The sequence below is a fragment of the Lacinutrix jangbogonensis genome (assembly GCF_000797445.1).
In the GTDB taxonomy this organism is placed as follows: Bacteria; Bacteroidota; Bacteroidia; order Flavobacteriales; family Flavobacteriaceae; genus Lacinutrix; species Lacinutrix jangbogonensis.
This window is the reverse complement of the sequence record NZ_JSWF01000044.1, coordinates 48,228-74,421: the sequence shown is the minus strand read 5'-3', so window position 1 is coordinate 74,421 and position 26,194 is coordinate 48,228. Positions and strand designations below refer to the sequence as shown.

The window sequence follows — 26,194 nt, the reverse complement described above, 5'->3', positions numbered from 1 at the left end:
ATCTAAGCTGTTTCTAATTGTTCTTGTTCTAATCTCACTAAGGCTTTTCTGTATTCTTCTGGTAATACTTTTTTAAACTTTGGAAGATAGGTTTTCCAATTCTCTAAAATGCGTCTCGCTAATGGACTACCAGTTGCTTGAAAATGATTGTCTATAAGTTGTTCTAGTTGTAATCCATCGTCTATAGTGTCTATTGGATCGATGTTTAAATCATCAGCATTACAGTTTTGTTCGAACTTGCTGTCTTTATCTAACACATAAGCGATTCCGCCACTCATTCCAGCTCCAAAATTTCGGCCTACTTCACCAAGAATAACTGCAATTCCACCAGTCATGTATTCACAACCATGATCTCCAATACCCTCTACTACTGCTTTTGCTCCGGAATTCCTAACACAAAAACGTTCACCTGCTTTTCCATTTATATAAACCTCTCCAGCTGTTGCTCCGTACAATGTTACATTTCCTGTAATGATGTTATCTTCAGGAACTATGGTGCATTTTTTTGGTACTTTAATAATTAATTTCGCTCCCGATAAGCCTTTTCCTAGGTAATCATTTGTATTTCCGTGCACTGTAAATGATAACCCTTTGGTTGCAAAGGCCCCAAAACTTTGTCCTGCAGAACCATTAAAATCTATATTAATGGTATCGTCTGGTAAGCCTTCAGCACCATAAATTTTAGAAATTTCATTACTTACTATTGCGCCAACTGCTCTATCTATATTTGTGATAGGCATTTCTAGATTTGTTTTTTGTCTTCTAAATAAGGCTTGATGTGCTTGTTTAATAATCTTGAAATCTAAATGGACAATCAAGTTATGATCTTGACAATAGGTGTTATATAATTTCACATCGTCTGCGACATCCACTTTATGAAGAATTGGTGATAAATCTAGACCTGAAGCTTTGTAATGTTCTATTGCTTTATTTCTATTTAATTTTTGAGATTGACCTACCATTTCATTGATAGTTCTAAATCCAAGTTTAGCCATGATTTCGCGTAATTCTTGCGCTACAAAATACATGTAGTTAACAACGTGTTCTGGCTTGCCTTTAAATTTTTTACGTAAATCGGGATTCTGAGTTGCAATACCAACTGGGCAGGTATTTAAATGGCAAACACGCATCATAATACAACCGGAAGCGACTAAAGGTGCAGTTGCGAAACCAAATTCTTCTGCTCCTAATAAACAAGCAATAGCAACATCTCGGCCTGTTTTTAATTGACCATCGCACTCTAAAACGATTCTATTTCTTAAATCGTTCATTACTAAAGTCTGTTGCGCTTCAGCAATTCCTAATTCCCACGGTAAACCGCAATGTTTTTGTGAGGTTAAAGGCGTTGCTCCTGTTCCGCCATCAAATCCAGCTATTAAAATAACATCTGCTTTTGCTTTTGCAACTCCTGCTGCAACAGTTCCTACTCCAATTTCTGATACTAATTTCACATTAATTCGTGCAGCTCTATTAGCCGATTTTACATCGTAAATTAATTGGGATAAATCTTCAATAGAATAAATGTCGTGATGAGGTGGAGGTGAAATTAAACCTACATAAGGTGTAGAGTTTCTGGTTTTAGCAATTTCCGGATTTACTTTTGGTCCAGGTAATTGTCCTCCTTCACCAGGTTTAGCACCTTGTGCAATTTTTATCTGAATTTCACTTGCACTTGTTAAGTAGTTTGATGTTACACCAAAACGACCTGAAGCGACTTGCTTGATTGCAGAATTTTTCCAATCGCCTTGTGAGCTTTTATAAAATCGTTCTTGATCTTCACCACCTTCACCAGAATTAGATTTACCTCCAATTCTATTCATTGCGACTGCTAAATTTTCGTGTGCTTCTTTACTAATTGAACCATAAGACATGGCTCCGGTTTTGAAACGTTTCACGATTTCTGTCCAAGGTTCTACTTCTTCTAAAGGAATAGGGTCGAATTGGTCGAATTCAAATAATCCTCTTATTGTCATTAATTGCTCAGATTGGTTATTAACCAAATCTGAATACTCCTTAAAAGTTGACGCTTTATTAGTGCGAACAGATTCTTGAAGTTTAGCAACTGTTAGTGGGTTAAACATGTGCTTTTCTTGACCACGTCTCCATCTGTATTCTCCGCCAATTTCAATATCTATATTTGCTTCATTTACTTGAAATGCTCTTTTATGACGTTTTACAATTTCTTGTTCAATTTCTCTTAAACCAATACCTTGAATTCGAGTTGGTGTATTTGGGAAATATTTTTTAACTGTTGTCGTGTTGATGCCAATACATTCAAATAGTTGTGAGCCGCGATAAGAATTTAATGTTGAAATTCCGATTTTGTTCATCACTTTTAAGATGCCTTTTCCAACCGCTTTATTGTAATTTTTAATGGCGGCTAAATATTCTAAATCTGTAACGTCTGAATTGTTTATTTGTTCCTGAACTATTTCATTTACTATATAAGGATTCACTGCGCTTGCTCCAAAACCAAATAATAAGGCAAAATGATGTACTTCTCGAGGTTCGGCAGATTCTATAATTAAACTTATGCGGGAGCGTTTTTCTAATTTGTGCAACGCATGATTTAAATAGGAGCATGCTAATAGTGCTGGAATTGGCGCATGCTCTTTATCTACAAATCGATCTGACAGAATAATAATGTTTGCACCATCATCAATAGCTTTCGAAGCTTTAGTAACTAAATTTTCAAGCGCAACTTCCAATTCATTTAAACCTCGATTTACATCATATAACATGGAAATAGACTCAATATTAAAATCTGGATTAGTATCGTAATCTCTAATCTTATCTAAATCGTGTTTTGAAATAACTGGGTTCTGGATTTTTAGCTTCTTACAATGCTCAGCATTAATGTCGAATAAGTTAACATCGCTGCCTAGAGTTAAACTAATATCTGTAATTAGTTCTTCACGAATTCCATCTAAAGGTGGATTGGTAACTTGAGCGAATAATTGTTTAAAGTAGTTGTAAATTAATTGTGGTCGCTCAGATAGAATAGCAATAGGCGTGTCGCTTCCCATAGACCCAATAGGCTCTTTGCCTAATTGTGCCATTGGGCGAATAATAGTGTTTAGGTCTTCTTGAGTATATCCAAAAATAACTTCACGCTTTTTTAATTCAACTTCCTGGTATTTAATAGGTCCTTTTTTTGCTTTTAGATCTCGAAGGTGTATTAAGTTTTTATCTAACCATTCTCCGTAAGGATGTCTTGAAGCAATCTCTTCTTTTATTTCTTCATCGTTAACAATTCTACCTTCACTCATGTTTACTAAAAACATTTTACCAGGCTCTAAACGACCATGGTACTCTACGTTTTCTGGAGCGATATCAACTACGCCAGTTTCTGAAGACATAATCACATTACCTTGTTTAGTTACTGTGTAACGTGATGGACGTAAACCGTTTCTGTCTAAAACTGCACCAATAAAATTACCGTCAGTAAATGGGATTGAAGCCGGTCCATCCCATGGTTCCATAAGGCAAGAATTGAATTCATAAAAAGCACGTTTAGCATCAGACATGTTTGGGTTTTTTTCCCAAGCTTCTGGTACGAGCATCATCATGGCTTCTGGAAGCGAACGACCTGTCATTAATAACGACTCTACAACCATGTCTAGGGTTGCTGAATCCGATTTCCCTTTTAAAATTGTTGGAATTATCTTTTTAATATCGTCTCCAAATAATGGGCTTTCCATGATTTCTTCACGAGAAAACATACGCGATACATTACCTCTTAAAGTGTTAATCTCGCCATTATGGCAAATGTATCTAAACGGTTGGGCTAAATCCCAAGTTGGAAATGTGTTAGTAGAGAAACGTTGGTGAACCAATGCTAATCGCGTATCTAAAGCCGAATTAAATAAATCCAGATAGTACTCATTAATATGTTCTGGTTTTAATAGCCCTTTAAAAATTATAATTTTGGTTGATAGACTGGGAAGGTAAAAGAACTGTGCTTCAGATAATTTTGAATCGTATATAGTATGTTCAGCAATTTTTCGAGCTGCAAATAATTTTAAGTTAAATGCTCTGTCAGTTTGTTTTTCGTCAGTCTTCCCTATAAAAATTTGCTTAACAAAAGGTTCAGTCACTTTGGCAACTTGACCTAATACTTCGTTATTAACTGGTGCATCTCTCCATCCTATAAGTTTAAGACCTTGTTTTTTAATTTCAGTTTCAAAAATAGCAATACAATATTGACGTTGGTTCTCTTTTTTAGGAAGAAAGACATTACTCACTGCGTAGTCTCCAGCTTCAGGTAAATCGAATTCGCAAAATATTTTAAAGAATTTGTGTGGAATGTCAATTAAGATGCCTGCGCCATCACCTGTTACGCCATCGGAACTTACAGCGCCTCGATGTTCTAATTTCACTAATATTTCGAGCGCCTTATGTATGATATCATTCGACCGTTTTCCAGTTAAACTACATATAAAGCCTGCACCACAATTATCGTGTTCAAATTCTGGCAAATATAATCCTTGTTTCTTCAGCATAATTCAGAAAATTTAAAGGCTTTTTACACCTTATTACATCTGTAATATAGATGCAATAATTTGATAAAAAAAAAGAAGGAAACACTTTTTCGATATCGATAATTAAGGCTGTTCTAAAAGAAAATTTAGCAATTATAAAGAAGAATAATGCATAATAGGTAGTAAGGATATTTTATTAATAATGGCATAATTATTACGAAAACGTTTGCGAAAAGTAATATTTGTTAAAAATAATGCATTGAATTGTTTAAAAAATGAAGAATATTGAAATGCTAGATTGTTAAATGTTTATAAAAATACCATAAAAAATATTAACCCTTAATTATTTAGGGTATAATTATATAATATGATAAAAATTACAATTTACACCCTATTTTTTACAGGGTTATAAATAATATAATATAGGTTTGACTTCATCATCAATCAAAAATCAAACAAATTATGAAATCTATTTCACTGACTATTATGTTATTAGTATGGACATTTATTTTCGCTCAAAATACAGCCGAAAATCCAGAAAAGAAATTCGCCTTTGAAGGTAGTGTAGATGTATATCATCGTTCCAATTTTACTGCACCAAATGACACAGATCAAATTGCTCCTGCAACCTCGTTTGTAGATACTGCAGGATTTTCATTAGGTATGGGGAATATTATTGCGTGTTTCGAAAAAGGAAAAGTTGGAGCAGTTGCAGATTTAGTTTTTGGCCCAAGAGGAGAAGCGGCAAGCACTACAGTGTTAAATCAGTTATTCGCTTTTTATAATATTAGTGAAAGTACAAAACTAACTTTTGGAAAATTCAACACCTTTTTAGGGTATGAAGTTATTTCTCCTGTTGGAAACTTTAATTACAGTACGTCTTATTTATTTTCAAGCGGGCCTTTTTCTCACACAGGTATTAAAGTAGACTTTACATTATCTGAAGACTTTAGCTTAATGCTTGGAGTCTTTAATCAAACAGATGTTACCGAGTTCAATCCAGATGGAAGTTACGCAGTAGGAGCGCAGTTAGGTTATGGTGATCAATACTTCAACTTACTATACGATGACGCAGGATTAGGTTTTGAGGTAGATTATACGGGTGGTTTTGATGCTACTGAGGATTTCTTTATTGGTATTAATGCCGCGTATGCAAATAACGAAAGTGAAGGTTTTTATGGAGTAGATCTTTATCCGCAATATACTTTAAGCGAAGCTTTTAGTTTAGGACTTAGAGGAGAATACTTTCAAACTCAGAGTGATTTTGTAGTTGATGATACAAGTGTTTTCGCAGTGACATTAACAGGAAGTTATAAAGTAGATAATTTAATAATCAAGCCGGAATTAAGATTGGACAGTGGGTCTGAGGATATATTTATTGACACAGATTTAATAGCTGCAAAGAGCTTAGGTTCTTTTGTAGTTGCAGCTATATATAAATTTTAACTAAAACGAATTATGAAACGAGTATGTGAAGCATTTAATCACTAATGGAAATGATTAATTGTGAACAGCATGTGACCATAAATAAACAATAAATATAAACACATGAAAAAAGTTGAAGCAATTATCAGAAAATCTAAATTTTCTGGAGTAAAAAAAGCACTACATGAAGTAGGTGTTAATTTCTTCTCGTATTGGGATGTTACGGGATTAGGTAACGAAAAAGAAGGTCATGTTTATAGAGGTGTGTCTTACAGCACCAGCGATATACAAAGACGCTATTTGTCGATTGTTGTAAACGACGATTTTGAAGCCGTAACCATAAAAGCCATTTTGGAAGCTGGCTCAACAGGTGAAGTTGGAGATGGTAAAATATTCGTCTCACAGATAGATGAAGTTTACAGAATACGAACAGGAGAAAAAGGAGGAAACACTTTAAAATAACAAGCATGGAATTACTTACAACAAATAATGTATGGATGATGATCTGTACAGCACTCGTTTTCTTTATGCACTTAGGATTTGCGCTTTTAGAAATTGGGTTAACAAGACAAAAAAACACAATAAACATATTATTTAAAAACATATTTATAATAACTGTGGGTTTATTATTATACTGTTTAGTAGGTTTTAATCTTATGTATCCAGGTTTTGAATCTGAAGATTGGGGGATTTTAGGATTCGCAGGATTCGGTTTAGATGCACCACTTACAGCAGCTGGAGGTTTAGATTTAGCTTATAATGAAGGGTATACGTATTGGACAGATTTCTTATTCCAAGGTATGTTTGCAGCTACTGCAGCGACAATAGTTTCGGGAGCAGTTGCAGAGCGCATGAAAATAGGACCTTTCATGGTTTTCACAATCATTTATGTAGGATTAGTTTACCCAATAGCTGGCTCATGGAAATGGGGAGGCGGTTTTTTACAAACATTAGAAACACCATTTTACGATTTTGCAGGATCTACATTAGTACATTCAGTTGGTGGATGGGCGGCTTTAGTTGCAGTTTGTTTACTTGGTGCAAGAATTGGAAAATATAAAGACGGAAAACCTCAAGCCATTCCGGGACATAATATTCCTTTAGCAACTGCTGGAGTTATAATACTATGGTTAGGTTGGTTTGGATTTAATGGTGGTTCTGTATTGTCTGCAGATCCAGGATTAACATCATTAACATTAGTAACAACTTGCCTTGCTGCCGCAGCAGGAGGTGTGGTTGCAGCATTGGTTACATTCTTAAAATATAAAAACTTAGATTTAACCATGTTTTTAAACGGTATTTTAGGAGGATTAGTTGGTATTACTGCAGGAGCAGACCAAATGAGTCCAACAGATGCTATTCTTATTGGAGCAATTGCAGGAGTAATTATTGTTTTTGCCGTTTCATTAATTGATAAATTAAAATTAGACGATCCAGTTGGAGCAATTGCTGTGCATTTAGTATGCGGTATTTGGGGCACATTAGCAGTTGGTGTTTTTGGAGGATTGGCAAGTGGCGCACAATTTTTTAGCCAGTTAATTGGTGTTGTATCTTATGCGATACTTTGCATAATATCTTCATTTTTAATCATTTTTACATTGAAGAAAATAGTAGGAATTAGAGTTTCTGAAAGAGAGGAATTAGAAGGTCTTGATGCTCATGAACATGGTATGGATGCTTATCCAGATTTTAGATTGAATGAACATTAGTTTATAATTATTTTTTATTTAGAGAAACCTCAAGGCTTTGGCTTTAAGTTTTTTTGGTTAATATCTCAATTTTATTTATAAGAAGACCTGTCGGATTTTATAAATTGACAGGTCGTAATGTTAAACGATGTATGTATTCTATGCCGAATTACGACTCGCATTAATATTTCCAAACAAAGAGCGTGTTACTAGTTTCTCGTAAATAGCAATCTGAGCATCATCTCTAACGGGTGCTTTTTCTAGCTCCTGAATTTTCTTTAAGGCATATTGCTGAATCGTTATCAATGGTAGAACAATAGATTCTCTTACAGCTATAGATGCTCTTCCAGCAGGTTCTTCCTCCATGAGTTCTGTATAACCAGTTAGCTTTAAAAGTAGGCGTTTTGAAGTTTCGTATTCTTTATAAATAACATTCCAAAATCCGCCATATTCAGGATCGTCGCTCATGTATTTTGTTAAATCGAAAAACGATTTAGATAAAGACATCATACTGTTTTCAATTAGTGTTTTAAAGAAATCTGATGTTTTAAATAAATGCTGTACTTTTTCAAACTCGTTAATATCTTCATAATGTTTAAGTGCTGTACCAACACCAAAAAATCCTGGGACGTTTTGTTTTAATTGACTCCAAGAGCCTACAAATGGAATGGCTCTTAAATCTTCGAAAACCAAGCCCTCTGCTTTTCCACGTTTAGAAGGACGACTACCAATATTAGTTTTTGCATAATATTTTAAAGTACTCATGTGCTCTAAATACGAAATGAATTTAGGATGCGCTTTAAAAGCTGAATAGGCTTTATAGCTACGTTCAGATAAATCTGTCATTACTTCTCGATTTTCTGCAAGCATGTTTGAGTTTTTATCGCTTAAACTATTATAAATACCAGAACTAACTAGTTGCTCTAAGTTATATTGTGACGAATCTAAGGTTCCAAAATTAGAAGAAATTGTTTGACCTTGAATGGTTAATTGTACTTCTTTGTCTTCAATTGTTGGGCCTAAAGAGGCATAAAAATTATGTGTTTTCCCACCACCACGTGCTGGAGGTCCACCACGCCCATCGAAGAAAATAACAGTAATCCCGTATTGTCTAGAAACGGTTGTAAGGTTTTCTTTTGCTTTATAGATTGCCCAATTTGCCATTAAATAACCACCATCTTTTGTGCCATCACTAAAACCAAGCATAATGGTTTGTTTATTTCCTCTAGATTTTAAATGTGCAGCATATTCTGGATTAGTATATAACTCTTCCATGACTTGAGGTGCGTTTTCTAAATCTGTAATGGTTTCAAATAAAGGGCCTATATCAATAGTTAATTTATCTTGAAAGGCTACTAATTTTAGCATTGCAAATAACTGCATAACATGTAAAGTTGTTTGGTTATTACTAATTATATAACGGTTTGCAGCTACCTCACCATTTGTAGTTTGAATGGTTTTTATAACTTTCATCGTTTTTAAAGCTTTCAAAGTTTCTTCATCTTTAATTAAAGATAAATCCACTTCACCTTCAACTTTAGAGAGTAGTTGCACTTGTTCGTTTTCTGATAAATCATGATAGTTCTTTGGGAATATAGTGCTACCATTTTCTATTATGGTATTCACCATATCATTAAAAAACTGTTCGTGTTTTCTGCTATCCTGACGAATATCAAGATTTGCAAAATGAAATCCGAAGAGATGTACTTTGTTTAATAGACTATTCACTTCAGTGACATAAAGCGATTGGTGTTTGTCTATTATCGTTTGTTTGATACTTTTTAATTCTGAGGTGAAAGACTCTAAAGTTAAGCTTGATTTCTCGTTAGTAATAATTTTATATAGCTCTGTTTCTAGAGCAACAATACGATGTTCTACACCTTCAAAAGTTAGTTTTCTTCTCAATCTTCTGGCATCACGATAGTAGTTTTTAATAATCGTTTCACGTAATCTATTCGCAACTTTAAGTGTAATCTCTGGAGTAACAAATGGATTTCCATCTCTGTCTCCTCCTGGCCAAAAACCAATATTTATAATGTCGTTATCGATGTGTTCTCCATCGAAAATATTTTGCTGAATGTAATCGTAAATTGTTCCGAAGGATTTATAAAACACGTTTTCTAAATACCAAATCAAACTTACGGCTTCATCGTAAGGTGTTGGTTTTTTATCTTTAAAAAATGGTGTTTTTCCTAATTGCGCTAACAAATCATTTATTTGAAGCAAATTGTTTCCCTTAATGGCAGCGGTTAAATCTGTAATAATACCTAAAACCGAACCAGGATAAAACTGAGTAGGATGTGCAGTTAGAACAATTCGCACTTTAAATTCTTCAAGATATTCTTTTAGTGTTTCTAGTTTGTTTTCTGCTGTTGCGCTTTCTTTTAAACTACGCAATGTTCCAATACCATCCATATTATTAACCACGGGAAAAGCAGCATCTTCAATGGCATCAAACAACACTACCTGACGTTCTATATATTGAATAAATCTAAATAATAAATTGGTCTGACTTTCTTGAGAACGACTCGATTGGTATTTTTTAAAAAACGTATCAACAATAGTTGTTGGGTTGTCTTGCTTTGCAAATCCTTTTTTGCAAGTCTCATGAAAAAGCGGTAAAAGGGTACCTGTTTTTGTAATGGTATCAAAAGGTAGTGTCATAAATATACTATTGTATATTTGATACTTCGATAAAACATTTTGGTTAAAACGTTTTAGTTTGGGTTGTATAGGCATTAAATTATAGTGGATTGTCCTAAGTGAATGTTTGTAAAATTAAGATTTGAATCTTTTGGGTTGCTTATAAAATCTGCAATAAAATCACCGACTTTAGAAGTAGAAACGTTATCGTAAATTGTATTCAAATCTGGTGTTATAACATTAAGCTTTAAAGATTTGTCTACAGCTTCTTTAATTAAGTCAGCTTCGTCAAATAATTCAAAATGCTCCAATAGCATAGCAGCACTTAAAATAGATGCAACAGGATTGGCAATCCCTTTTCCTGTAGCTTGTGGATAAGAACCATGAATGGGCTCGAACATTGCATACTTGTCTCCAACCGAAGCCGAAGCTAATAAGCCAATAGATCCACCAATAACACTAGCTTCGTCGCTAATAATATCGCCAAATAAGTTTTCGGTTAAAATAACATCAAACTGTTTTGGATTTAAGATCATTTGCATGGCTGCATTATCTACAAATAAAAAGTCAAGCGTAACATCTGGATATTGTGTTCCTAATTCTGTGACTACTTTTCGCCATAAGCGAGAAGTTTCTAAAACATTTGCTTTGTCCACTAATGTCACTTTCTTGCTTCTGCTTTGCGCAGCTTTAAATGCTAAATGTGCAATGCGTTCGATTTCTCCACGAGAATACTCGCATAAATCTGAAGCCACATTTCCGTCGTCACTAAGCTTCTTTTCGCCAAAATAAATACCGCCAGTAAGCTCTCTGTAAATGCTAATATCTGTGCCTTCAATAATTTCTCTTTTTAAAGGAGACTTATCTAATAATGTATCGTAAGCCTTTACAGGTCTAACATTTGCGTATAAGCCTAGTTCTTTTCTAAGTTTTAGTAAGCCCTGTTCTGGTCTTACTTTTGCACTAGGATCGTTATCGTATTTTGGGTGGCCAATGGCACCAAATAAGATGGCATCACTCGTTTTGCACAACTTTAAAGTCTGGTCTGGTAACGGGTTATTATGTGTGTCTATAGCAATTGCACCAACCAAAGCTTCCTTGAATAAAAACGTATGGTCAAATTCTAAAGCAATCGCTTTTAAAACCTTAATAGCTTGTTTGGTTACCTCTGGACCAATACCATCACCTGGTAAAACTGCAATATTTAATTTCATCTTATACTTATTTTTTTTGTTTCCGCACTTCGACTGCGCTCAGTGTAAATTATGGAAATCTCTTTATATTTATTTTATTTTTTGGGCGTTACCTAAAGGTCAGGCTTTCTCTACTCGCTCTCTTCGAGAAGCTCAAACATACCGTTCTATCATTAACGCGCTAACTAGCCAAGTGCGTTTTCAAAGGCTTCAATTTCTGTTTTTTTACTTAGCAAGTAATCTATATCGTCGTAACCATTAATCATACATGTTTTTTTGTATGAATCAATGTCAAAAGATTCAGATTTATCACCTGCAGAAATCGTTTGTAATTCTAAATTAACGATAATTTTTGTATCCGGATTATTTTTTATGGTATTTAGTAGTTCATTTAGAAAAGGTGCGGTTACCTGAACAGGCAATAAACCATTATTTAATGCATTGCCTTTAAAAATATCTGCAAAAAAACTAGAAACGATTACTCTAAAACCATAGTCAACTAAAGCCCAAGCAGCATGCTCACGACTAGAGCCACAGCCAAAATTATCTCCAGCTACTAATATGCTTCCATAATAATTTTTATTGTTTAAAGCAAAGGCTGTGTTTTCAGAACCTTCTTTGTTATAACGCCAATCTCTAAACACGTTGTTACCAAAGCCTTTTTTATCAGTTGCTTTTAAAAAACGCGCAGGAATAATTTGGTCTGTATCTACATTCGCAATATCTAAAGGAATTGCTCTTGATGTTAATGTTGTAAATTTTTCCATATTATGAGAATTCTAATGTTTCAATATTTTTTGTTACATCTACTATTTTTCCAGCAACTGCTGTTGCAGCGGCTACTAACGGACTTGCCAAAATGGTTCTTGAGCCTTGACCTTGTCTGCCTTCAAAATTCCTATTCGAAGTTGACACACAATATTCGCCTTCCGGAATCTTATCGTCGTTCATTGCTAAACAAGCTGAGCAACCAGGCTGGCGCAACTCAAAACCAGCAGCATCAAAAACGTCCTTTAAGCCTTCTTCTATAATTTGAGTTTCTACTTGTTTGCTTCCAGGAACCAGCCAAGCAATTACATTATCTGCTTTTTGTCTGCCTTCTATATATTTGGCGGCAATTCTAAAATCTTCAATTCTAGAATTGGTGCAACTACCAATAAACACATAGTTTATTTGTTTGTTGATTAGGCTTTCGCCAGCTTCAAAATTCATATATTCTAAAGACTTTACAAATGAAGCATCTTTATTATTTGGAATATTCTCCGAAACTTTAATTCCCATACCCGGATTTGTGCCGTAGGTAATCATCGGTTCTATGTCTTCAGCCTCGAAAGTATATTCTTTATCAAAAGCTGCGCCTTCGTCTGTTGGTAACGTTTTCCAATAGGCTACTTTTTTGCTAAATGCTTCTCCTTTTGGAGCGTATTCTCTTCCTTCAACATAATCAAAAGTAGTTTGATCTGGAGCAATCATGCCACCACGAGCTCCCATTTCAATACTCATATTACAAACGGTCATTCTGCCTTCCATAGACATGTTTTCGAACACATCTCCTGCATATTCACAAAAATAACCAGTTCCAGAATTGGTGCCTAATTTTGAAATAATGTAAAGAATAACGTCTTTTGGTAGTACGCCATTTTTTAAGTTGCCATTAACCGTAACTCTTAAGCTTTTAGGTTTTGTAAGTAATAGGCATTGGCTTGCAAAAACCTGTGCGACTTGACTTGTTCCAATACCAAAAGCTATAGTGCCAAATGCGCCATGAGTTGAGGTGTGACTATCTCCACAAACCATTGTCATTCCTGGTTGTGTAAAGCCTAGTTCTGGAGCCATAACGTGGACAATACCATTGTATTTGTGGCCTAATTCGTATAGTGTAATATTGTTTTTCTTACAGTTTGTAGAGAGTTGTTCTAATTGATTTCTGGACTGTAAGTCCGCAATTGGTAAATGCTGATTTTCTGTTGGTGTGTTGTGATCTGCAGTCGCCACAATTTGATTAGGTCTATAAACAGGAATTCCGCGATCTTCTAATTCATTAAAAGCTTGCGGACTTGTTACCTCATGTATTAAGTGTTTGTCTATATAAAGTATCTGTGGACCATTTTCTATTTTATCGACCACATGTGCATCCCAAACTTTATCGAATAATGTTTTTTTACTCATACTATGCGCTTATTATTTGTCTATAGACATTACTAGTTTCGATAATTTGGTGAATATCTTTATCGTTTACTTCTTTCTTTCTGTCTGCAAAATTTAAAAAATTAGAATAGACATCGTCTAATTGCAGCTTGGTTAATTCGTAACCTACATTTTTAGCCCTGTAAGCTAATGCAGCGCGACCACTTCTTGCGGTTAGTACAATAGCAGAATCTGTTACACCAACATCTTTAGGGTTTATAATTTCGTATGTTTCACGATTTTTAATTACACCATCTTGGTGAATCCCAGAACTGTGAGCAAAAGCATTTGCGCCTACTATTGCTTTGTTGGGCTGCGTGTAAATACCCATGCTTTCTGAAACCAATTGGCTCATTCCATACAGCATTTCTGTTTTGATATTAGTATCTAAATTAAGATAAGGATGCTGTTTTAAAACCATTACAACTTCCTCTAGAGCGGTGTTTCCTGCGCGTTCTCCAATACCATTAATAGTACATTCTATTTGCCTTGCGCCATGTATTACGCCTTCAATAGAATTAGCAGTTGCCAAACCTAAATCGTTATGGCAGTGACAAGATAAAATAGCTTTTTCAATGCCTTTTACATTTTCTTTTAAGTATTTAATTTTTGCACCATATTCGCTAGGCAAACAGTAACCGGTTGTATCTGGAATATTTAATACTGTGGCGCCAGCTTTTATAGCAGCTTCGCAAACTCTAGCAAGATATTCGTTGTCTGTACGTCCTGCATCTTCTGCATAAAACTCTACATCTTCAACAAAGGACTTAGCGTATTTTACGGCTTGAAAAGCACGTTCGATAATTGTTTCTCTATTAGATTTGAATTTGTGTATAATATGTGAGTCTGAAGTGCCAATTCCAGTATGTATTCTAGGTTTTTTTGCATATTTTAATGCTTCCGAAGCGACTTTTATATCATTTTCAACAGCTCTTGTTAATCCGCAAACTGTTGCATTTTTCACTATTTTTGAAATAGCTTCAACAGATTTAAAATCGCCTGGACTAGAGACTGGAAAACCTGCTTCAATAACATCCACTCCCAATAAATCTAATTGTGCTGCGATGATTACTTTTTGTTCAGTATTTAATTTGCAACCAGGAACTTGTTCTCCATCACGAAGCGTTGTATCGAAAATTTGTATGTTATTATTTGACATTTAAAGAGTGTTTTATTTTTCTATTGAAAGACTAATTTATACTTTGGTTATTCGTTACTAGTAAGCACTATTTAAAGTGTTACGATGTTCAATCTTTGAAATTGGACATAAAAATCTAAAAATCAAGTATTTAAACTAATCATTAGTTGATGACTAAAGACCAAAAAGATAATTTATTCGCCTTAGTTAAATCGTTAAACAAGTCGGAAAAACGCCAATTTAAATTGTACGTTGGTCGATTGGGTGTAAACACAGATTCTAAATTTTTAAACCTATTTACGGTTTTGGATAAGCTCAAGAATTACGATGAGGTTTCTATATTAATGTCAACCCAAATTAAAAAGCAGCAGTTAGCAAATGTAAAAGCACATTTGTATAAGCAGATTCTTATTAGTTTAAAACTAAACCCTTCTCATCAAAATATTAGATTGCAAATTAGAGAGCAATTAGATTTTGCTTCAATATTATATCATAAAGGACTCTATAAGCAAAGCTTGAAAATTTTAGATAGAGCTAAAGATGTTGCAATTACGAATGAAGAAAAAAATCTAGCTTTTGAAATTGTAGAGTTAGAGAAAATTATTGAGGCACAATACATAACTAGAAGTATAAGTACTAGAGCAGATGAGCTTACCATTCAAGCAAAAGAGTTAAGCGAACTAAATGTGATTACCAGTAAACTGTCTAATCTTTCACTTCAATTATATGGTATAATATTAAAAACTGGTTATGTAAAAAATGAAATAGAGAGTAATGAAGTAACTAAATATTTTAAGGATAGATTACCGGAATTTGAACTGTCTAAAGTAGGTTTTAGAGAGAAATTATGGTTTTATAAAACGCATTTATGGTACAACTTTTTAATGCAAGATTTTTTAAATTGTTATAAATATGCATCAAAATGGGTGGATTTGTTTTATCAGTATCCAGATATGGTCAACTTGAATCCTGTGTTCTTTTTAAAAGGGAATAACTATTTGCTTGAATCTATCTTTTTTGTAAATAATAAACCAAAATTTTTGGAAACGTATTCAAAATTGAAATCTAGAATTGAAGGTTCAAATTTTCCAAAAGACGAAAATGTGCAGTCGTTATCTTTTCTATATCTTAATTTTCATGGCATTAACCAGCATTTTATAGATGGCAGTTTTGAAGATGGACTAGCATTAATTCCACAAATTGAAAAAGATTTAATCCAGTTTGAAAGTAGAGTAGATGAGCATCATAAAATGATATTCTATTACAAGTTTGCAAGTTTGCATTTTGGAGTTGGTAATAATAAAAAATGTATAAAGTATTTAGATAAAATTATTTCTAATAAATCGCTTTCCATGCGTGAAGATTTGTTATGTTTTTCTAGAGTATTGAATTTGGTTGCGCATTACGAAGCAGGATTAGATTATCATTTAGACACATTGCTAAGAAGTACTTACAAGTTTTTAATAAAGATGAATGACCTTCATGAAGTACAAAAGGAAATGATAAAATTTATTAAAGGTTTGCAGGATATTTATCCTCAAGACTTAAAAAATGCATTTAAAGCCTTACGCGATACTTTGAAAACATATGAAAATCACCCATACGAGCGTCGTGCTTTTTTGTATTTGGATATTATTTCTTGGCTAGAAAGTAAGATTGAAAACAAGCCAGTAAGCACTATAATTAGAGCTAAATATTTAGCAAAAAAAACATGATAGAACAAAAATATGATTTATTTTAAATGCATTTTTTGTAGTTGTGTTTTTGTTTCATTCTGTTAAGTATTTAATATTTATTAGCTACCTCTAACAATATTAAAACTGATTCCAATTCCTATAGAAGATGGATTTAATTCATTTAAAGATATGCCTTGGTAAAAACCATAAATATTCCAATTATTATCGTGATAACCTATTTCAGGCCTATAATAAAACCCATTGTCATCTTCATCTCCAGATCTGGCGAAACCGTATCCTAAATCTGCTCCTAAGAAAAAGTTTTTTGTAGGATAATATCTAAACAAACCTGCTATAGGAATAATTCCTATATCTTCTATTTCGTCTTCACCAAAATAATTTGTGTATCCAGTAGAAATACCTACGGCATAACTATTAGTATTTAAAAATTGATATTTTAAATCAAGCCCTAATACAAGAGCGTGAGAATCTGTAACATCTCCTATTGGTAAGCCAGCATGGATTCCTAATTTAATCCAATCACTTCCTTGAGCATTTGCTTGTGTAAAACTCGCAATCGCTAATACTAATACAACTATTTTTCTCATTTTTCTTTATTTTCATTTATAAGGTGAAGGTATTACATTGCTAATTTTAATACAAACTTCAATCTAAATATTTTTTCCTTTTAACAGATCTTATATTTATCAGTAATTCGATTTTAGTAGGATATTTCAACTCACTATCTCGGATGTTTTTCCAACATACAAGTACTTGAACAATAAGTGATATAAGGTGGTATCTCTTGTTATTACTTTTTGGTTTGTGTATACAATCCAATTCTACTAAGTTTCTTTTTGTTTGGGCTTATTCCAATTGCTGATTTTAAGTAAGATTTTTCAATTCCAAAAGAGTAAACAATTCAGATGTAATTGCTTTTCTGCAAAAATTAGAAATGCATACTAATTGAAATTTAAAAGTAGAGTTTTTTCATTTTTATATAAAAAAATCGAATTTTACTCTTAAATTTTTTAATTTTTACTTGAGCTATTTTATATGAAATTGAACTAAAATAAAAAGATTTTCTAAAAATTATAGGGATTATAAAAACCGAAAAAGCCTTAAATCATTTGAAATCAAATGTTTAAGGCTTATTAGTGGTGGTGCCTCCAGGAATCGAACCAGGGACACATGGATTTTCAGTCCATTGCTCTACCAACTGAGCTAAGGCACCAGTCGCTGTAATTGCGGGTGCAAATATATATACCTTTTTATTATTGACAAAGGAAAATTTACAAAAATTCAATTCATTTTTAAGTTTTGTGTTTTTTTAAAGATGAAAATGTATTTCATTAGTCATAATATCAGTTAAATAGCCTAGATTTTATAACTTCAATTTTGTAAGTTTGTTTTTCAATTTAGTTTATGAATTTAATAATTGATGTAGGAAATACGTACACCAAACTTGCTGTTTTTAAAAACAATAAGTTATCTGATAAACAGCGTGTTGAAACTAAAAACTGTAGTATTGAAATAAAAAAAATTCAAAAAAAGGAGAATGGTATTACTGCAGCAATAATATCTTCAGTTGGAAAATTAGATGATAAAACATTAAAATTTTTGAAGAAAGAATTTAAACTTCAAATATTATCACATAAATCAAAACTGCCTTTTTACAATTTATATAGTACGCCTAAAACACTAGGTATAGACCGTATTGCATTAGTTTGTGCTTCTGTAGAACAATTTCCAGATAATAATGTGCTAATAATAGATGCAGGAACTTGCATTACTTTCGATTTTATTAATACTAATAACGAGTATCTTGGTGGTGCCATTTCACCAGGTCTTAGAATGCGCTACAAAGCGATGCATAATCAAACAGTTAATTTACCGTTATTAGAAGTAGAATTTCTTACAGATATTATTGGAGAATCTACGGCAAATTCTATGCATTCTGGAGTTGTAAATGGTGTTTTAAACGAAATTGATGGTTGTATAAGTCAGTATAAAGAAAAATATCAAGATTTAACAGTTATTTTAACAGGAGGAGATGCAAAAATGTTGTCTAAACAATTAAAAAGTAGCATATTTGCGAATTCTAATTTCCTTTTAGAAGGTTTGAATTTTATTTTAAATTATAATAAATAATGATAAAAAAACTTGTATTAGTTTTTATTGCACTGTTTGCAATTCAAAGTTACGCTCAAGAAACAACAGCTTCACCATATTCTTTTTACGGAATTGGGAGTCTAAAGTTTAAAGGTACAGTAGAGAACGTGAGTATGGGTGGATTGAGTATCTATAAAGACAGTATTCATATAAACTTAAGAAATCCTGCTACATATGGTGGTAATAATATTGAATTATTTAACAATGAAAGTCACCCAGTTAAATTTGCTATAGGTGGTGGACACACTTCAACTAATTTGAAAACGAATTCTAGCGAGGACCGCGTGTCTTCTTCGACATTCGATTACTTTGCTTTATCTATTCCTTTGGGGAAGCTAGGTTTTGGTTTTGGTTTACTACCGTATACTGCGGTTGGTTATAGATTAGAAACAAATAATGCTGCAGGAGATTTAGATACACGGTTTAGAGGAGAAGGAGGTTTAAATAAAGCTTTTCTTTCTTTTGGTTATCAACTTACAGATGAAATAAGTTTTGGTGTTGACGCTAATTACGATTTCGGAAATATTCAAAATAATACAGTTGAGTTTGGTTACAATAGTGCAGGTGAACCACTTCAGACTCAATCACGTGAAACAAATAGATCAGATTTAAGTGGAATTAATTTTAATTTTGGTGTGCATTACCAAAAGATGATTACAAATAAATTAGAATTACAATCTGCTATAACTTTTCAACCTTCAAGCGATATTAATTCTGCGAACGTGCGCTCTTTCTCTAACATTACAATAAATAGTGTTTCAGGAGCAGAATTTGCCGTTAGTACAATTGAAGCCGATTTAGCTGCTGCTGGTTTAGATCAAACTACATTAGTTTTACCATCTAAATTAGCGTTTGGGGCAGGAATAGGTGCGCCAAGAAAATGGTTTGCGGGTGTAGAATACACACAAGAAAATACTAGTGAATTTTCGAATGCGCTATATGATAACACAGGAACGACCTTCGAGGACTCTTCAGTATTATCCTTAGGTGGGTTTTTTATTCCAAAGTATAATTCTTTTTCAAGTTATTGGAAGCGTGTTGTTTATAGAGGCGGATTGCGTTTTGAAAACACAGGTTTAGTTGTGCAAAATGAATCTATTAGAGAGTTTGGCATATCTTTTGGAGTAGGTTTACCAGTTGGAACAAATAGAAATCCATTCTCGAATGCCAATTTTGGTTTTGAAATAGGTAAACGTGGCACAACAAAGGCTAACTTAATTCAAGAAAACTTTCTAAAATTTAAAATAAGTTTATCTTTAAACGATAGATGGTTCCAGAAAAGAAAATTCGACTAATAACACAAACACTAAGATTATGAAAACTAACATTACACTATTAATAGCATTTTTATTCTTAGGGCTCAATTCAAGTTTTGCTCAAGGGAATGAAGATTGTATGACAAATATGTCTTTGTTCGCGGAGACTGTTAAAGGTAAAAAGTGTGAAGAAGCACTTCCTTATTATAGAAAGGCATTAAAAGATTGTCCAAAATATAACCTTTCAGGTTTATATAAGTATGGAGAAGATATGTTTAAATGCTTATTAAAAGCAGCAACTACAGATGCTAAAAAAGTAGAATACATAAACGAGCTAATTACTTTGTGGGATTCTAGAATGGGAAATTACCCAAGTAAGTCTCCAAAAGGGAAATTTGGAGCAAAGAAAACAGAACTTAGGTATGATAATAGAGTATTATTAGGTTTAACAGATCAGCAAATTTATAATGAATATGATGCTATCTATAAGTCTGATTTAAAAAACTTCAAGAGCCCAAAAGGTTTATATGTTTACTTTAAAATGATGGTAAGCCAGTATGATCAAGGACAAAAAACGCCTCAACAGTTGTTTAATAAGTTTGATGATGTAAATGATAAAATTGGAATTGAAGTTGAAAAAAATTCAATGAAGTTAAACCAGCTTATCGCTAAAGGTGAAAGCTTATCTAGTAAAGAGGAGAAATACAAAAAATTCTATACGCAAACCTTAACAGCTTTCGATAAAATATCTAAGAGTTTAGATGGTGAATTAGGACCAAGAGCAAATTGCGAAGTATTAATCCCAATTTACCAAAGAGATTATGAAGAGAATAAAAACGATGGTGTTTGGTTACAAAGAGCAATGAATAAGCTCTATGCTAAAGGTTGTAAAACAGATCCAATGTTTGTTAAAGTTGTAAAGCAAAAATATTCTTTAGAACCAACTGCTGATGTTGCACGTTACCTTTATGGTATAACTGGAGAGCAAAAGTATTTAGATGAAATATTTAGATTAGAAACAGATCCATTAAAATTAGCAAAGCTTAATTATAATATTGGATTGGAGTATAAGAGTAAAGGAAGTTATGGTCAGGCAAGAAATTACTTTAATAAAGCCGCTCAATTAAATGCTGCTGATACAAAGCCTTACTTGCAAATCGCTGCTATGTACGCCGCTAGTGTAAAAACTTGTGGTAAAACTAACTTCGAGAAAAGAGCAATGTATTGGTTAGCTGCAAGGGAATCTGCAAAATCAAGTAGCTCTATTGCTGCAAAGTACAAGGCATTAGCGCCATCTAAAACAGATATTTTTTCTGCTGGTATGTCTGGAAAGACAATTAAAATTGGTTGTTGGATTGGAAGAAATATAACAGTGCCAACTATTTAATGAAGATAAATAAGTTACATACTATTAGAAACGGAGTCATAGCATTAGCTATGACTTTGTTTTTTTCGTGTACAAATAACTTTCAAGAAGTTAATAAAATTGGTGTTAGCGAAAACGAACCGCAAGGTGTTGGTGTAGATATTAATGTAATACGTACAGATTCTGGACATGTGGCTGCTAATTTAATTAGCCCAAAATTATTAGATTTCGAAAACAGAAAATTTGGATATTCTGAATTCCCAGAAGGTGTAACATTACATATTTTTAATGACCAAAATCAGCGTACAACAATTGTGGCAGACTATGCCATAATTTATAGCGAAACAGATGTTATAGACATGCAAGGTAATGTTGTGGTTTCTACTCACGAAGGTGATAGTTTGTATGCCGATCAACTCTATTTCGACCAAAAAAAAGAATGGCTCTTTACTAATTTACCTGTGAGATATAAATCTAAAGACTACCTAACTAAAGGTAAGGGTTTCGATTCTGATCGTGATTTCACAAAAGCCGAAGTAATAGAAGTAAGCGGTCTTTTTGCAGTTAATGAATAATACCAGATTATTATATTCATAACACATTTCAATTTTTTACATATCTTTACTTTAACTAATTAATTATGTTTTCAACCTAGCATGTGGAAAGTTTCATCACCTAACGGAATGAGTAATAGCAAACAGCATGTGATCATAAAAAAAACAATAGATATTTACACATGAACCGAGCGTATTAAAAAGGTCTATCATAGAACAGAATGTTTAATAGCGAACAGCATGTGACCAATAAAAAAACAATAGATATTTACACATGAACCGAGCGTATTAAAAAGGTCTATCATAGAACAGAATGTTTAATAGCGAACAGCATGTGACCAAAAAAAAACAATAGATATTTACACATGAACCGAGCGTATTAAAAAGGTCTATCATAGAACAGAATGTTTAATAGCGAACAGCATGTGACCAAAAAAAAACAATAGATATTTACACATGAACCGAGCGTATTAAAAAGGTCTATCACACAACAGAATGTTTAATAGCGAACAGCATGTGACCAAAAAAAAACAATAGATATTTACACATGAAATACTTAAAATTTTCTCAATACATATATATAATAGCAGGCTTGTATTTTTTATACGATTGTATTGCAACCTGGAATGCAGATAGAAGCCACGCTTATTTATCACTGTTTTTATTTGCTTTAGCAACGTTTATGTTTTTCTTTAGAAGGCATTTTCATAAAAAGTATGACGACAGAAATAATAAACAATAAATGACCACAACAGTAATTATCGTTATTATTATAGTGTCGTTACTGTTATCGGCATTTTTCTCTGGAATGGAGATTGCCTATGTTTCTGCCAATAAAATACATATTGAAATAGAAAAAAAGCAAAACGATTTTTTAGCTAAAATGCTTTCAAAGTTAACTGCAAAGCCTTCTAAATTTATTGCAACTATGCTTATTGGTAACAATATAGCATTGGTTGTTTATGGCTTTTTTATGGGAGATTTATTAGTGAAGTGGTTTACTTCGTTAGTTGGTGATTATCCATTTTTAAAATATGTACTCGATGATTTAAGTCTGTTGTCGCAAACTGTAATTTCAACTTTAGTAATATTGTTTACTGCAGAATTCCTTCCTAAGGTATTCTTCCAAATTTATAGTAATACTTTAATAAAGGTGTTAGCCTTTCCTGCTTACCTATTTTATTTGCTTTTTAATTTTATTTCGGATTTCATACTATGGATTTCAGACTTTGTACTTAAAAAATTCTTTAAAACTGAAGGAGACCAAGTACAACTAGAATTCACAAAAGTAGAGTTAGGGCATTATATTAGTGAGCAAATGGAATCTGTTGAAGCACATGATGATATAGATACCGAAATTCAAATCTTTCAAAATGCTTTAGAATTTTCTGAGGTTAAAGCTAGAGAAGTTATGATTCCGCGTACAGAAATTGTAGCGCTAGAGATTAACGATTCTGTTGCAAATTTGAGTGTCTTGTTTACAGAAACTGGGATGTCTAAAATATTAATTTATAAAGACACTATAGACGATATTATTGGTTATGCACATGCTTTTGAGCTTTTTAAAAAGCCAAAAACAATTAAAGCAATGGTTTTGAATGTTGAGTTTGTTCCCGAAACCATGTTAGCAAACGATATTTTAAATGTGCTAATAAAAAAGCGTAAAAGTATTGCAGTTGTTTTAGACGAATACGGTGGAACCTCTGGAATAATGACAGTTGAAGATATTGTAGAAGAGCTCTTTGGTGAAATTGAAGACGAACATGATAATGTGGTGCTTCGTGACGAAAAAATAGACGACTTAAATTATATCTTTTCAGCAAGATTAGAAGTCGATTATTTAAACGAAGTTCATAAGTTAAATCTTCCTGAAGGTGAAAACTACGAAACACTTGGTGGATTAATTGTCGATCATACAGAAGAAATTCCGCAACAAAACGATATTGTTACTACAGATAATTTTCAGTTTACAATACTAGAAGTCTCAAATACCAAAATAGATTTGGTAGCTTTAAAAGTAAAAACAGACGATTAACCTTAAAACACCTCACTTTAGGCTTTTATTCTGTAATAAAAAGGGCTCCTTTTTAAAATTCTTAAATTATTGCTAATTTCTCCTTTTATTATTAAATAGAAAATGGTATTTTCGCCCACTATATTTCAAAATAACAATTAGCATAAAATCTATTTCAACAGATGGCAATTTTAAATAAGATAAGACAGAAAACAGTAGTACTAATTTTGGTAATCGCATTAGCGCTATTTGCGTTTATACTATCGAGCCTTTTCGATAATAAAGATGCATTATTTAACAAATCTCCAGATGTAGTTGCAACTATTAATGGAAAAGATATTTCGCGACAGGCATTTATGGCACAAGTAGATGCAAGAAACAATGCAAACTCTACACAATCGCAGATCATGAATCAAGTTTATGATATCGAGGTTAGAAAAGCCGTTATGGAATTTCAATATAACGAATTGGGTTTAACTGTTGGTAGAGAGCAAATGCGCGATTTATTAAAAACAACGTATGCAAATAGTCCTCAATTTCTAAATGCAGATGGCGTTTTTGATGAGTCTATTTTAAATCAATACATTTTGGATTTAAAAAATGCACCTAATCCAGATTTTTATAACAGATGGATTCAGCAAGAAGATGGTGTAGCTGCCAATGCGTTGCAACAAAATTACATTAACATGATTAAAGCAGCATCTAATGCTACTGTAGCAGAAGGTGAGTTGGAGCATAAATTACAAAGTGAAAAGGTAGATATTAAGTATGTATCTATCCCTTTTACTACTATTCCAGATAGTACGGTTCAAGTATCTAAGTCTGAAATTACCGCTTACATCAATAAAAACAAGAAAAAATATGAAGTTGAGGCTTCTAGAAATCTACAATATGTACAGTTTGAAAATGCACCTTCTTTAGAAGATGAAAATGCTATTAAAGATGAATTGATTTCTTTTATTAATGGAGGTGATGCTTATAACGAAACAACTAAGCAAACAGAAAAAACAGCAAGCTTTTCAGCAATGTCTTTAGAAGATGTTGTTACGTTAGTAAATGCAGAATCTGATGCTGCTGTTAAATTTCAAGACAGATTTAAATATGCTTCAGCTTTTCCAACAGGAATAAGAGATAGTATTGTGAAATTAAATGCTGGAGACGTTTACGGTCCTTATAGAAATGGAAAAACGTTTAATATTACTAAATTACTTGAAACTGAAAAATCTTATGATTCTTTAAAAGTAAGACACATTTTAATTCCATTCAAGGATTCTTTAAACACAGCACCTAATGTTGTTAAAACAGAAGTGCAAGCTAAGAAAACAGCCGATAGTATTTTATCAATTGTAAAAAGAGATAAATCAAAATTTGCTGGATTGGTAGCATTAAGTTCAGATACAGGAAGTATCGCTAATGAAGGTGTTTACGATTGGCATCAAAGTGGTTCAATGGTTGAAGAATTTAATGAATTTGAAATCACAAAAAACATAGGAGATTTAGGAGTAGTAAAAACGCGATTTGGTTTTCATGTAATGGAGTTATTAGATAGAAAATCTAAAAAAACAGCCTATAAAGTTGCAACTATAGAAAGAGTAATAGAGCCTTCGATAGATACAGAAAATGCAGTGTTTAGAACAGCAACTAATTTTGAAGTATTACTTGAAAACCAAGATTTTCAAGACGCTGCTAAAGCTAATAGTTTACAAGTTAACCCTGTCAGTACTATTAAAGAACTAGACGAAACTATCCCAGGAGTTGGACCATTAAGAAATTTAGTGCGTTGGACATTTGAGGATGGCGCTGAAGTAGGAGATACAAAACGTTTTGAAACTACAGATGGTTACATAGTAGCTCAAATTACTGGTAAAAATGAGGCTGGTTTAATGAATACAGAAGATGCTTCTGTAACAGCTTTACCAGAGATTAGAAAAGAAAAGAAAGCAAAATTATTAAAAGATAGATTAAGTGCTACTACATTAGCAGATTTAGCAGCTGCCGAAAATCAGACGGTTAGAGTTTCTAATGGAATTAACATGAAAAACCCAACTATCGCTGGTGCAGGAGCAGAGCCTCTTGTTGTGGGTACTGCTTTTGGTTTAGAAGAAGGACAAACTTCTAAATTAATTACAGGTGTAAAAGGTGTATATATGGTAGAGCTTGTTAAGAAAACTCCAGCTGTTGAGTTAGACAACTACCAATCTTACACTAACCAAGTTGCAAAAGAAAAATCTGATGCTATTAATACAAGGTTATACAATGCTTTAAAAGAGGCTTCAGAAATTGAAGATTTTAGAGCAAAAACAGTTCAGTAATATAATTAGAATTATATATAAAATTTAAAAGCTTCGCATTGCGAAGCTTTTTTTTGTTAATTAATAATGAAATCAAATATTTACAATTT

Annotated in this window: 18 protein-coding genes and 1 tRNA gene; 11 read left to right on the top strand and 8 right to left on the bottom strand. The window is 32.9% G+C overall.

Annotation, left to right across the window (positions count from 1 at the left end):
• Positions 1 to 2: 2 nt before the first annotated feature.
• Positions 3 to 4,502 carry a glutamate synthase large subunit gene (gltB, locus tag RH82_RS16325; protein WP_034062386.1) on the bottom strand — a complete coding sequence of 1,500 codons (4,500 nt, stop codon included), beginning with the start codon at positions 4,500 to 4,502 and terminating at the stop codon, positions 3 to 5.
• Between the two features lie 441 nt (positions 4,503 to 4,943).
• Between gltB and RH82_RS16320 the strand changes: the two genes are divergently transcribed.
• The 3 genes from RH82_RS16320 to RH82_RS16310 all read left to right on the top strand — a co-directional run bounded on the left by RH82_RS16320 (position 4,944) and on the right by RH82_RS16310 (position 7,615).
• Positions 4,944 to 5,927 carry an outer membrane beta-barrel protein gene (locus RH82_RS16320; RefSeq protein ID WP_034062383.1) on the top strand — a complete coding sequence of 328 codons (984 nt, stop codon included), beginning with the start codon at positions 4,944 to 4,946 and terminating at the stop codon, positions 5,925 to 5,927.
• Positions 5,928 to 6,029: 102 nt separating this feature from the next.
• The gene (locus tag RH82_RS16315) at positions 6,030 to 6,368 is read left to right on the top strand and encodes a P-II family nitrogen regulator (protein WP_034062380.1); all 339 of its coding nucleotides are present in this window, start codon (positions 6,030 to 6,032) and stop codon (positions 6,366 to 6,368) included.
• Between the two features lie 5 nt (positions 6,369 to 6,373).
• Positions 6,374 to 7,615: an ammonium transporter gene (locus tag RH82_RS16310; RefSeq protein ID WP_034062379.1), complete on the top strand. Its 1,242-nt coding sequence runs from the start codon at positions 6,374 to 6,376 to the stop codon at positions 7,613 to 7,615.
• A gap of 138 nt (positions 7,616 to 7,753) precedes the next feature.
• Here the strand turns inward: RH82_RS16310 and RH82_RS16305 are convergent, their stop codons facing one another.
• The 5 genes from RH82_RS16305 to RH82_RS16285 all read right to left on the bottom strand — a co-directional run bounded on the left by RH82_RS16305 (position 7,754) and on the right by RH82_RS16285 (position 14,776).
• Positions 7,754 to 10,333, bottom strand: coding sequence for a phosphoenolpyruvate carboxylase (locus RH82_RS16305; protein ID WP_034062377.1), 2,580 nt, complete (start codon positions 10,331 to 10,333; stop codon positions 7,754 to 7,756).
• Positions 10,333 to 11,451, bottom strand: coding sequence for a 3-isopropylmalate dehydrogenase (gene leuB, locus RH82_RS16300; RefSeq protein ID WP_034062375.1), 1,119 nt, complete (start codon positions 11,449 to 11,451; stop codon positions 10,333 to 10,335). Before leuB ends, RH82_RS16305 begins: the two co-directional genes overlap by 1 nt.
• A gap of 164 nt (positions 11,452 to 11,615) precedes the next feature.
• Entirely contained in the window at positions 11,616 to 12,197 is a 582-nt protein-coding gene (gene leuD, locus RH82_RS16295; protein WP_034062374.1) for a 3-isopropylmalate dehydratase small subunit, read from the bottom strand.
• A 1-nt stretch (position 12,198) separates the two neighbouring features.
• Positions 12,199 to 13,599: a 3-isopropylmalate dehydratase large subunit gene (leuC, locus tag RH82_RS16290; RefSeq protein ID WP_034062369.1), complete on the bottom strand. Its 1,401-nt coding sequence runs from the start codon at positions 13,597 to 13,599 to the stop codon at positions 12,199 to 12,201.
• Between the two features lies 1 nt (position 13,600).
• Positions 13,601 to 14,776 carry a 2-isopropylmalate synthase gene (locus RH82_RS16285; RefSeq protein WP_081979285.1) on the bottom strand — a complete coding sequence of 392 codons (1,176 nt, stop codon included), beginning with the start codon at positions 14,774 to 14,776 and terminating at the stop codon, positions 13,601 to 13,603.
• Positions 14,777 to 14,925: 149 nt separating this feature from the next.
• Here RH82_RS16285 and RH82_RS16280 point away from each other — a divergent pair, with 149 nt between their 5' ends.
• Entirely contained in the window at positions 14,926 to 16,470 is a 1,545-nt protein-coding gene (locus tag RH82_RS16280) for a hypothetical protein (protein ID WP_034062368.1), read from the top strand.
• 80 nt (positions 16,471 to 16,550) lie between these two features.
• Here the strand turns inward: RH82_RS16280 and RH82_RS16275 are convergent, their stop codons facing one another.
• Both RH82_RS16275 and RH82_RS16270 read right to left on the bottom strand, forming a co-directional pair.
• Positions 16,551 to 17,039 carry a hypothetical protein gene (locus tag RH82_RS16275; protein ID WP_034062367.1) on the bottom strand — a complete coding sequence of 163 codons (489 nt, stop codon included), beginning with the start codon at positions 17,037 to 17,039 and terminating at the stop codon, positions 16,551 to 16,553.
• 550 nt (positions 17,040 to 17,589) lie between these two features.
• Positions 17,590 to 17,665: transfer RNA gene (locus tag RH82_RS16270), tRNA-Phe, on the bottom strand.
• A 191-nt stretch (positions 17,666 to 17,856) separates the two neighbouring features.
• Here RH82_RS16270 and RH82_RS16265 point away from each other — a divergent pair.
• The 7 genes from RH82_RS16265 to RH82_RS16235 all read left to right on the top strand — a co-directional run bounded on the left by RH82_RS16265 (position 17,857) and on the right by RH82_RS16235 (position 26,105).
• Positions 17,857 to 18,582 carry a type III pantothenate kinase gene (locus RH82_RS16265; RefSeq protein ID WP_034062365.1) on the top strand — a complete coding sequence of 242 codons (726 nt, stop codon included), beginning with the start codon at positions 17,857 to 17,859 and terminating at the stop codon, positions 18,580 to 18,582.
• Complete coding sequence (locus tag RH82_RS16260) at positions 18,582 to 19,898, top strand: membrane protein (RefSeq protein WP_034062362.1); 1,317 nt, start codon at positions 18,582 to 18,584, stop codon at positions 19,896 to 19,898. The genes RH82_RS16265 and RH82_RS16260 overlap by 1 nt, the downstream gene beginning before the upstream one ends.
• Positions 19,899 to 19,917: 19 nt before the next feature.
• Positions 19,918 to 21,246 (top strand): tetratricopeptide repeat protein, encoded by a 1,329-nt coding sequence (locus RH82_RS16255; RefSeq protein WP_034062361.1) that lies wholly within the window; start codon positions 19,918 to 19,920, stop codon positions 21,244 to 21,246.
• Positions 21,246 to 21,800: an LPS export ABC transporter periplasmic protein LptC gene (gene lptC, locus RH82_RS16250; RefSeq protein ID WP_034062360.1), complete on the top strand. Its 555-nt coding sequence runs from the start codon at positions 21,246 to 21,248 to the stop codon at positions 21,798 to 21,800. The genes RH82_RS16255 and lptC overlap by 1 nt, the downstream gene beginning before the upstream one ends.
• A gap of 526 nt (positions 21,801 to 22,326) precedes the next feature.
• Positions 22,327 to 22,521 (top strand): hypothetical protein, encoded by a 195-nt coding sequence (locus tag RH82_RS16245; protein ID WP_034062358.1) that lies wholly within the window; start codon positions 22,327 to 22,329, stop codon positions 22,519 to 22,521.
• Complete coding sequence (locus RH82_RS16240) at positions 22,522 to 23,814, top strand: hemolysin family protein (RefSeq protein ID WP_034062355.1); 1,293 nt, start codon at positions 22,522 to 22,524, stop codon at positions 23,812 to 23,814.
• 161 nt (positions 23,815 to 23,975) lie between these two features.
• Positions 23,976 to 26,105, top strand: a complete 2,130-nt coding sequence (locus RH82_RS16235; protein ID WP_034062354.1) for a peptidylprolyl isomerase — start codon at positions 23,976 to 23,978, stop codon at positions 26,103 to 26,105.
• Positions 26,106 to 26,194: the final 89 nt, after the last annotated feature.

Coding starts and splice junctions, on each gene's coding strand:
- leuB (WP_034062375.1), bottom strand. CDS start 11,451: ATGAAATTAAATATTGCAGTTTTACCAGGTGATGGTATTGGTCCAGAG.
- RH82_RS16280 (WP_034062368.1), top strand. CDS start 14,926: ATGACTAAAGACCAAAAAGATAATTTATTCGCCTTAGTTAAATCGTTA.
- RH82_RS16260 (WP_034062362.1), top strand. CDS start 18,582: ATGATAAAAAAACTTGTATTAGTTTTTATTGCACTGTTTGCAATTCAA.
- RH82_RS16265 (WP_034062365.1), top strand. CDS start 17,857: ATGAATTTAATAATTGATGTAGGAAATACGTACACCAAACTTGCTGTT.
- RH82_RS16320 (WP_034062383.1), top strand. CDS start 4,944: ATGAAATCTATTTCACTGACTATTATGTTATTAGTATGGACATTTATT.
- leuD (WP_034062374.1), bottom strand. CDS start 12,197: ATGGAAAAATTTACAACATTAACATCAAGAGCAATTCCTTTAGATATT.
- RH82_RS16310 (WP_034062379.1), top strand. CDS start 6,374: ATGGAATTACTTACAACAAATAATGTATGGATGATGATCTGTACAGCA.
- gltB (WP_034062386.1), bottom strand. CDS start 4,502: ATGCTGAAGAAACAAGGATTATATTTGCCAGAATTTGAACACGATAAT.
- RH82_RS16315 (WP_034062380.1), top strand. CDS start 6,030: ATGAAAAAAGTTGAAGCAATTATCAGAAAATCTAAATTTTCTGGAGTA.
- RH82_RS16235 (WP_034062354.1), top strand. CDS start 23,976: ATGGCAATTTTAAATAAGATAAGACAGAAAACAGTAGTACTAATTTTG.
- RH82_RS16240 (WP_034062355.1), top strand. CDS start 22,522: ATGACCACAACAGTAATTATCGTTATTATTATAGTGTCGTTACTGTTA.
- RH82_RS16255 (WP_034062361.1), top strand. CDS start 19,918: ATGAAAACTAACATTACACTATTAATAGCATTTTTATTCTTAGGGCTC.
- lptC (WP_034062360.1), top strand. CDS start 21,246: ATGAAGATAAATAAGTTACATACTATTAGAAACGGAGTCATAGCATTA.
- RH82_RS16305 (WP_034062377.1), bottom strand. CDS start 10,333: ATGCCTATACAACCCAAACTAAAACGTTTTAACCAAAATGTTTTATCG.
- leuC (WP_034062369.1), bottom strand. CDS start 13,599: ATGAGTAAAAAAACATTATTCGATAAAGTTTGGGATGCACATGTGGTC.
- RH82_RS16275 (WP_034062367.1), bottom strand. CDS start 17,039: ATGAGAAAAATAGTTGTATTAGTATTAGCGATTGCGAGTTTTACACAA.
- RH82_RS16285 (WP_081979285.1), bottom strand. CDS start 14,776: ATGTCAAATAATAACATACAAATTTTCGATACAACGCTTCGTGATGGA.
- RH82_RS16245 (WP_034062358.1), top strand. CDS start 22,327: ATGAAATACTTAAAATTTTCTCAATACATATATATAATAGCAGGCTTG.